Origin of the sequence: Pseudomonas sp. 22490 (genome assembly GCF_052044465.1) — a bacterium.
Classification (GTDB): Bacteria; Pseudomonadota; Gammaproteobacteria; order Pseudomonadales; family Pseudomonadaceae; genus Pseudomonas; species Pseudomonas aeruginosa.
In genome coordinates this window covers 21471-29523 of sequence record NZ_JBQENS010000055.1, presented here as the reverse complement: position 1 = coordinate 29523, position 8053 = coordinate 21471, and the positions used below count along the sequence as shown (strand labels likewise).

General features: G+C 56.0%; 10 protein-coding genes and 1 pseudogene. 9 read left to right on the top strand and 2 right to left on the bottom strand.

Annotated elements, in window-relative coordinates; genetic code table 11:
- Positions 1–123: 123 nt before the first annotated feature.
- Entirely contained in the window at positions 124–1395 is a 1272-nt protein-coding gene (locus ACTJJX_RS33635; RefSeq protein ID WP_004423958.1) for an IS4-like element ISPa1635 family transposase, read from the top strand.
- A 411-nt stretch (positions 1396–1806) separates the two neighbouring features.
- On the opposite strand, the pseudogene ACTJJX_RS33630 reads toward ACTJJX_RS33635, so the two are convergent.
- Positions 1807–2279 (bottom strand): annotated as a pseudogene (locus ACTJJX_RS33630) (transposase); the annotation flags it as partial.
- Positions 2280–2590: 311 nt separating this feature from the next.
- Here ACTJJX_RS33630 and ACTJJX_RS33625 point away from each other — a divergent pair.
- From ACTJJX_RS33625 to ACTJJX_RS33590, 8 genes are all read left to right on the top strand, one after another.
- Complete coding sequence (locus ACTJJX_RS33625; RefSeq protein WP_003109824.1) at positions 2591–3640, top strand: adenosine deaminase family protein; 1050 nt, start codon at positions 2591–2593, stop codon at positions 3638–3640.
- Entirely contained in the window at positions 3637–4197 is a 561-nt protein-coding gene (locus ACTJJX_RS33620) for a non-canonical purine NTP pyrophosphatase (protein WP_025986878.1), read from the top strand. The genes ACTJJX_RS33625 and ACTJJX_RS33620 overlap by 4 nt, the downstream gene beginning before the upstream one ends.
- Positions 4194–4988, top strand: coding sequence for an SIR2 family protein (locus ACTJJX_RS33615; protein ID WP_003118060.1), 795 nt, complete (start codon positions 4194–4196; stop codon positions 4986–4988). Before ACTJJX_RS33620 ends, ACTJJX_RS33615 begins: the two co-directional genes overlap by 4 nt.
- 185 nt (positions 4989–5173) lie before the next feature.
- Positions 5174–5575, top strand: a complete 402-nt coding sequence (locus ACTJJX_RS33610; RefSeq protein WP_003109821.1) for a hypothetical protein — start codon at positions 5174–5176, stop codon at positions 5573–5575.
- On the top strand, positions 5572–5856 hold the full coding sequence (locus ACTJJX_RS33605) for a hypothetical protein (protein ID WP_003109820.1): 285 nt from the start codon (positions 5572–5574) through the stop codon (positions 5854–5856). Before ACTJJX_RS33610 ends, ACTJJX_RS33605 begins: the two co-directional genes overlap by 4 nt.
- Positions 5857–5967: 111 nt before the next feature.
- Complete coding sequence (locus tag ACTJJX_RS33600; protein WP_003109819.1) at positions 5968–6159, top strand: hypothetical protein; 192 nt, start codon at positions 5968–5970, stop codon at positions 6157–6159.
- A 413-nt stretch (positions 6160–6572) separates the two neighbouring features.
- Positions 6573–6803, top strand: coding sequence for a hypothetical protein (locus ACTJJX_RS33595; RefSeq protein WP_153274562.1), 231 nt, complete (start codon positions 6573–6575; stop codon positions 6801–6803).
- A gap of 62 nt (positions 6804–6865) precedes the next feature.
- Positions 6866–7123 carry a hypothetical protein gene (locus ACTJJX_RS33590; RefSeq protein ID WP_003109818.1) on the top strand — a complete coding sequence of 86 codons (258 nt, stop codon included), beginning with the start codon at positions 6866–6868 and terminating at the stop codon, positions 7121–7123.
- A 263-nt stretch (positions 7124–7386) separates the two neighbouring features.
- Here the strand turns inward: ACTJJX_RS33590 and ACTJJX_RS33585 are convergent, their stop codons facing one another.
- Entirely contained in the window at positions 7387–7608 is a 222-nt protein-coding gene (locus tag ACTJJX_RS33585; RefSeq protein ID WP_003109817.1) for a hypothetical protein, read from the bottom strand.
- Positions 7609–8053: the final 445 nt, after the last annotated feature.

Below are 8053 nucleotides of genomic sequence, written 5' to 3'. Positions count from 1 at the left end.
CAATGTCATCAACTTTGGAAATTATCCATAAATATCATATAATTAGCGCTCAAATCAGTGCATGGGAGAAGCCCTTTTGACTACCTATACCGCATCGCTTGACACCGCCAGCCAAACCCTGGCTTGAAAATTGTACAAAAAATAACCAGCCCGCTCGATTGTCCCGCCTTCATCGCCGCCCACCGCCAGAATCCTCAAGACTTTACCCGCCGACGCCAGCTCACCTTCAAGAACCTCGTCCTGTTCCTGCTCAATCAGCCGCGCACGGCCCTGCAAACCGAACTCGATCAGTTCTATCGCGTACTCAATCAGGCGTCGACTGAGACGCAAATGGTCACTGCGCAGGCCTTCTGCAAAGCGCGCAAAAAGCTCAACCCCGAGGTATTTGAAAGTCTCAATCGCCTCCTGCAGCAACAAATTGACTGCTTCGGGCTGCGTCAGAAGTGGCGTGGGCTGAGGGTGCTCGCGGTGGATGGCTCGACCGTGCATTTACCCCTGGAGTCGACCATGGCGACCTTCTTTGGCAGTCACTCTGGCTTTCCCATGGCTCGCTTGTCCACACTCTACGAAGTCGCTGACGGTCAAACCTTGCATAGCCTGATCGTGCCCCTGACAGTCGGTGAGCGCGACTGTGCCCATCTGCACCTTGAGCACCTGCCGGCTGACAGCCTGACGCTGTTTGACCGTGGTTACCCTGGGCACTGGTTATTCGCGCTGTTCGCGCAGCAACAGCGGCACTTTCTGATGCGCCTGCCCTGTGGCTATAACGCCCAGGTCAAAGCGTTTCTACACTCTGGCCAAGTTGAAGACACACAGCTTTTCGTGGCCAACCATCCTGAAGCACGTCTGTTCTGCTCCGAGGCTGGCGTTGATCCTGCCAGCCAGATCGAGCTGAGACTGATCCGGGTCGAGTTGGCCAACGGCGAAAGCGAAGTATTGCTGACCTCGCTGCTGGATCGAGAAGCCTTTCCCGCTGAGGTGTTTGCCGAGCTTTACCACCGCCGCTGGGGCATCGAAACCGACTTCCGTCGCCTCAAACAAACCCTGACGCTGGACAACTTCAGCGGCCGCAGCGTGACCGCTGTAAAGCAGGACTTTCATGCCGCTCAACTGTTGAAGAACCTGGCGCTGTTGATGCAGCACCTGCTACAGCCGGTCATCGAACAGCGCCACAAAGGTCGCAAGCTGCGATGGAAAGTCAACTTCACCCAAGGCGTGTCACGGCTCAAAAATACCCTGGTCGAGCTGCTGGTGCGGCACTGTGCTCAGGGGCTGAGCAATGTGCTGGCCTTGATGGCTAAAAGCCTCAGTGCCGTACGCTCAGGCCGTAGCTTTGCGCGCCAACGCAAACGCGCAGCCAGCCGAGGTTGTGAGGGCTACAAACCGACGCGCTGAAGAAACACCACCGCCCAACCTCCGTGCAAAAAAAGCTGGCCACAAGCGGTCGGCATAGGCTCGTCCGGAGGACGAGAAATCTCGCCTAGACAGCCGGAACAGACGATGATCACATCACCGCCAGCCCAGCTAGACCGCCTGATTGAGCGGCAGAGGCCTGGTCATCGCCCGACGGCCATGGCGGCTGGCTGCTTCGGGGGGCTTGCCTTGGGCAGGGCTGCAGCTTAGGTTGATGACATTGGGGTGGAGCCCGGGGGACTGGGCACAATGCACTGCCGGCAGTGGGTTTCGCTACTCTTGACGTCCGCTTTTGGCTGATTCTGTTGAAAAAGTAGGGTCAGCGGCAGCCAGACGGTTGGGTGTGCCTGTAGTTGAAGTGGCTGCAAGCTACTTCAAGTTGCCTTTCGGCGTTTGCCGGCTGGCATCAGCCTTGATGATGCTGGCGTCGACGGCGAAACCTTCCCCCTTTACCAGGCCGGCCGCCATGCAGCGCCGCAGCACCTCATTGAACAACCAGCGGAACAGATCGCTGTCACGGAAACGGCCGTGGCGATTCTTCGAAAAGGTCGAGTGATTGGGTACTTCGTCTTCCAGACCCAGCCGGCAGAACCAGCGATAGGCCAGGTTTAGATGTACCTCTTCGCACAATCTCCGCTCGGAACGGATGCCATAGCAGTAGCCGACGACCAGCATGCGCACCATCAATTCCGGATCAATCGAGGGGCGCCCGATGGGGCTATAGAAATCCGCCAGGTAGAGGCGCGCAGATCACTGAGATCCAGACACTGGTCGATGCTGCGCAGGAGGTGTTGGGTTGGGACGTGATCTTCCAGATTGAACGAGTAGAACAGGCGCTGCTGCCCTCTCGGTAACTGTCCCATCATGCTGTTCGCCCCCACACTCGCTGACAGAGCAATTCTGCCGACGGCATGGGGAAGCAGCTACTTTTTCAACAGAATCGGCTAGAAGCAGCCTGTCACGAACAGCAGCTTATGCTACCGAGTCCGGCAGCCACCGATCCCTGTACGGGCCAACCGTCACCCCTCGAGCCATAGCAATGAGGAAGTACTAAGTCAGAAATGTGGACGAACTACCTGACCAGCAGGTACATAGGGTGGTTTTCGGATTGTCGTAAAAACGCAGACGGTCAAGGGGTGTGAAAACTTGGCTCGTGGCTAGCGACTAAGGATAGCGATTGAATCAGTGGCAGGTTGACCTATCAAAAACGCAGAGCGAAGAGATAGAGCACGAGGTGGTGCGCCAGAGCTTTACTGCAGAATTTAGTAAGCTGTATCGCGGAGAGCTTCATGTGCACATGAACGGAGCGATCCCGGTATCGACCATTCAAGACATTCTTGCGGACGAATTAACAGAGCTGCCGTCTGGCTTTCTAATTGAGCGGGATCTGTTGCGGCACACGCCGTGTCAGTCACTGGCGTCATACCTGACCCCTTGGCAAGTGTTGCGGCTCTTTCCTAAAAAACGCGAAAACCTGGATCGTCTTTCCCTTGCAGTCGTCACGAGTCTCGCGGAGAACAATGTGCGCTTTGTGGAGCTCCGAAGCAGCGTTTTGTACCTTGCTACTCTGCAAAATTGCTCACCCACACAAGCCCTGGAACGCCTCATAGAATCGTCCAGAGCCGCGTCGGACCTCTTCGGCATGCGTCTCGGCTTGATCCTCACGGTGACGCGCGGCGATTACAGCTCGGTTGGTTTGTCTGCACTTCTGCAAGCGTATCAAAACCTCGGTGAACCGGATGAAGTGGTGGGGCTTGATCTGGCAGGTGACGAGGAAATTGCGCATCCAGCTGAATTACCGTCACTGTTTCGGAAGGCGAAAGATCGGTTCGGACTCGGGATCACCATACATGCAGGCGAAACCGGTCGCGTGGACAACGTTCGAGCAGCCGTGGAATTGTTTGGCGCAGATCGTATTGGCCATGGAACAGCAGCCAGCAAGGATCCTCATTTGCTAGACCTCTTGGCAAAGCAGGATATCTGCGTCGAAGTATGCCCAATTAGCAACCGGCTCACCGGAGCTGTTCCTGTCGACGAGGCCCATCCTCTGCTGGAGTTTCGGCGTCACCAAGTCCCCTTTGTAATTTGCTCGGACAACCCGGCGATTCATCAGCGAGGCCTAGCGGATGATCATACGACGGCGATGATTGAGGGACTCTCCGCTAGTGATATTTACGAGCAGTTCGACGTCGCCAAACGGTATTCATTCATAGAGGGTCTAGATTGAAAATTCGATTCATGTCCGGAAATCAGCACAAGGTCACTGAGGTGCAGCGAATTCTTGCCCCTGTTGGGGTAGAAGTCGTATCGGTGTCGCGCAAAATTGAAGAGCTGCAGACCGAGGATGTTGACCGCTTGGTGCGGGACAAGTTGACCAAGGCATTCGAGGCTATAGGTCGTCCTCTTTTCGTCGAGCACACAGGACTCTACTTGAGCGGTCTCAATGGGCTTCCAGCAGGTTTAACCCAGATTTTCTGGGATAAGCTGGAGGCAGATCGATTCGTTAAGCTTGTAGCTGGTCTCAAAGATGCCGCAGTAATCGCAAAGACGGTGCTCGGGTATTGTGATGGGCGCGAGATTCGTCTTTTCGAAGGCTCCATCGAAGGAACTGTGCCACTCGTACCGGCCGGTCCAACGGACTTTCAATGGGACTGTGTTTTCGTCCCGAACGGGCACACCCAAACTTTCGCTGAGATGGGATCGGCTAAGGACGCTATCTCAATGCGCCGCAAAGCACTCGACCAGTTCGCCGAATATCTCAAAACTTGTGGGGGCATAAGATGAACGCTGAGTTACTACGTGCATATCAAACCGGCAAGCTGATGCTTTTTGTAGGTGCTGGGGTGTCTGCCAATCTTAGCCTGCCTACTTGGGGTGAACTAATCGCGCGCATTGCTCAGGACTTGGGCTATGACCCAAAGATCTTCTCCACTTATGGAACGCCGCTAGCGCTTGCGGAGTACTACAAGAGGAAAAAAGGTAGTTTGGGGCCGCTTCGGAGTTGGATGGACCGCGAATGGCACAAGTCCAGTACAGATATCGCTGCATCCGAGATTCATCGTTTGATTGCTCTTGGACGATTCTCGCGGATCTACACTACCAACTACGATCGATGGCTGGAAATGGCCCACGACAAGTACGAGGTGCCATACGACAAGATTGCAAGCGTTGCCGACCTCGTATCTGCTACTGAGGGTCGGCGTCAGATTGTGAAATTCCATGGAGATTTCGATGACGAGGCATCAATCGTACTTGATGAAACCAGTTACTTTCAGCGATTGAATTATGACTCTCCGCTGGACATCAAGCTCAGCAACGACGTCTTGGGAAATTCCGTTCTCTTCATCGGATACAGCATTTCGGATATCAACATTCGACTCCTGTTTTATCGCTTGACTGAAATGTGGGGGCGCTCGGTTCTGCCATCTGCCAGACCGAAGTCCTACGTCTTCATGAATCGACCAAACCCTGTGGCACGGGAAGTATTGGGTCAATGGGGAATTGAGATGATCGTCTCGGAGGAGGATGACCCCAAGAAGGCGCTCACGGACTTTCTTCAGGAATTGGTGAGCTAGGAAATTTGGTCGCGACCTGAGGGGTTAATATTTATCCCTCATGGCGAGAGTGGGCATACGAGCGGCAGCTTTTGGCCGACTCCGTGGAAAAGGAGACCGTAATGGCCCGGGCTAGCGAATGGGAGCTTTGCCCCTTGCAGGTTTGCGGGCATGCTGTGAGCGAGACGTGGCAGGAGGAATGAGCCATGAACCAGGGAGCACTCCGGCCAGAGGTGCTGTCGGCCGCTGAGCTTATCGACTGTCTGTGTCCCGCGAACGGGGCGCCCTATTCGGTTGAGCACTATGCCGAGATCTTTGGCCTCAGCCCTGCCGTGTTTGCCGGTCAGGTCGCGGCCTATCGTCGCAGCCAACCAAATGCGGCCAGCGCATCCGATGCCGAAGCGACACAACGTTTTATCGCGGATGTCCTGCGGGTGATCTTGGCCGTAGCCGAGAGCGGAGTCGCCGTCGAGCGGGCGATCACTTGGTTTCGCCTCGAGCCTTTACCGACCTTCGAACAGCAGACCGCGGAGCAACTGGTCAGTCAGGGCCAGGTTGAACGAGTGCTGCAGTTTCTGGCCTCCTGGCAGGCGGGAAGTCAGGGATGAGTCGTGATGGCCAACGGCAGGTCGATCATCAATCGGCCTACCACTCCTGCTATCGCACGGTCCTAGACACTGTGGATGCGCGTTACGACGTTCGCGGTTCTGTGCTGGCAGAAATGGTGAAGGCCTGTCTGGCGCACCGCGCCATACTGCCCGCAGCGCAACGGGCGTATTTCACGCAGCACGCACCAGAGGAAGCGGTGGCTTATTTGGAAAAGTTCACTGCCACGCTGTTGTTTGGTCCCCAGGGACGCTTTTCGCCGCAAGAGTACCGCTACTCATGAGCGGCCGATTCCGTAAGTCATAGAGCAGGCCGGCTCAGCTTGGACTCACGCGGCTTGGCCGGGACCACTGCTCGATTGCCTGCGATGTAATCACGTGACGAGGACATGACCATGGGTGACCTCAACAGCTGGCGAGTGGTCTGCCAAGACCCCGGAGACGGTAGTGGTGAGGCCATCATCGAGCTGCCTTCCGAGTTGCTGGATAGGCTGGGATGGATCGTGGGGGATGAGTTGATCCTTGAGCGTGTCGAGGGTGTGCTGTCCTTGAAACTTAAGCACCCGCCTGGTGAGCCAGCCGAGTAGACCTGCCCATCGTAATTTTTTTGATGTATCTGGTTGTATGAGCTGTGGGGCCTGTTGATCGGAAACCGTCCCACCCGCGGACACCTCACGTCGATGCCGTGACATGGTTTGCCTGCACACATCAGGTCTGGAGGGCAAGGTCGCTATTACGGCGCGCTCATGAAATTCCGGTCGACCTCATCCTCCCTTTCAGTGCCGCTCCAGATCCGACTCAGCCGATAACAGTACTTGGATCACGAGCAGGTCATACAGGCCGCGTGCCGGATGTAGCAAATAGTGGACATCGTTCTCTACCTTAAACAAGGTTACGCTCGCATGGGGAGTCAATGCCCCGTGCGCAGCAGATCCATGGCTGGATCTGCAACCGGTGGGCACAGAGTTGACGAGCTGGCGAATCAGCCTGCTAGACAACCATGAACATTCGCCTCGATCTTGGCTGTGGGTCGATGAACATGCGCTCAAAGGTGGCTCCCTTCGATGCCCTGAAGTTCATGAGTTCCAGCGAGAACACCTTGGCCAATGTCGCCGAATATCTCAAACACTATACCTTGTGGCGTTGCTGTTCTCGGACCCAGTCGATTCTTGACCGTTCGAGCTGTTGGTGGAATGAAGATGTGATGGTCGGTTCTACCGGAATCTGGTGAGCGGCGGGTAGCATTGCCCTAGAGCGGCACCGATACGCCCAGCTTCCTCTCGGGAGAAACGTATGCCAAGAAAAAAGCGCCTTACCGAACGCGAGATTCGGAATCTTGAAGACGAGATTCCAGCAGTCGCCGCAGATGCGACTCGCGCGGCCTATCTGCGAGCGCTCGCAGCCGGGCATACCGTCATGAAGGTGCAGGGCAGCTACCTCGTTGAAACCAAAGCCGACGGATCCGCGATTGTCGTGGGCAACGCCAAGCCCCGCCGCAAGGTGAGCGTTGGCCATGCTATCCAGGTTCGGCGGGTAAGTGCCAGCGCCTAGCCTCCGCGTCTTAAGGTATCTCGGTGGCAGTGTTTGGTGTTATCCAAAAGCAAGCGAGGGGCCCCGCAGAATAGTGCTGTCGGCGCCCCATGTTTTCCCCTTTCAGCACATGCTCAACTGTCCTGTCATCCATCGAACCGGGCTGGTCTTGTGTTTGCTGGAGAGCGATGTACTGCTCTTCAGGGCTTCAAGCTGCCCATCGATGATGTGCGCTATCACAGGTAGCGCGGCGAGTGTCTGGAGATTCGATTGGCGTGAATTGGTCATTGTTGCCCCGGCGTTATCGGCGGCGACCACTCTACGCCCTCTTCGAGGATCGGATGGCTTTCGCTCACGACGATTAACGGCTTGTTCCGATTCTCCAGCGCGAACATGGCGATGGAGCCGTCGGCATCCGCCGCCGGCACTACCCCGTGCGGGGCAAGCTTGCCTACCCAGACGTATTGCCGCGTCTCCAAACATGCAAGGTAGTACGAAATACCCATGCTTCCTCCGAATTAGAATTAAGTCTTTTGCTGCGCTAAAACCTTGCCCAATGCCATGGTGAAGTCGTTCTTGAACACTCGACGACTGTTCATAGCATCGACTAAGAACCCCGGCGACCCACCTTCCAACCGTTCTCCGCCAAGCATCCCTCAGGTACAGCGTGGGCCAGCGCATCGCGCTCCAAGTCTAAGAGATCGACAGCAGTACCTCCGTGTCCGGCCTTGACGACGCGGTGTGTCGTTGGTCAATGACGATGTGATGTTGGACTGGTCATTTTGTCGCTATGCCAAGTATCGCTTATCGACTTGCTCGCGTAGCGGCAGGTGATGGTGATGGTGATGGTGAGGTTTACTGTTCCTGGTATCGGCTCATGATGTGGTTGTGGGGCATGTGCTGTTGACCGGGGCTGGTAGGGTCTGCTTGATCCAGATGGTGTGACCATCT

Excerpts from the sequence above, each read along its gene's own strand:
- ACTJJX_RS33615 (WP_003118060.1), top strand. The coding sequence starts at position 4,194 with ATGAACGCTGAGTTACTACGTGCATATCAAACCGGCAAGCTGATGCTT.
- ACTJJX_RS33595 (WP_153274562.1), top strand. The coding sequence starts at position 6,573 with ATGAACATTCGCCTCGATCTTGGCTGTGGGTCGATGAACATGCGCTCA.
- ACTJJX_RS33585 (WP_003109817.1), bottom strand. The coding sequence starts at position 7,608 with ATGGGTATTTCGTACTACCTTGCATGTTTGGAGACGCGGCAATACGTC.
- ACTJJX_RS33610 (WP_003109821.1), top strand. The coding sequence starts at position 5,174 with ATGAACCAGGGAGCACTCCGGCCAGAGGTGCTGTCGGCCGCTGAGCTT.
- ACTJJX_RS33600 (WP_003109819.1), top strand. The coding sequence starts at position 5,968 with ATGGGTGACCTCAACAGCTGGCGAGTGGTCTGCCAAGACCCCGGAGAC.
- ACTJJX_RS33590 (WP_003109818.1), top strand. The coding sequence starts at position 6,866 with ATGCCAAGAAAAAAGCGCCTTACCGAACGCGAGATTCGGAATCTTGAA.
- ACTJJX_RS33605 (WP_003109820.1), top strand. The coding sequence starts at position 5,572 with ATGAGTCGTGATGGCCAACGGCAGGTCGATCATCAATCGGCCTACCAC.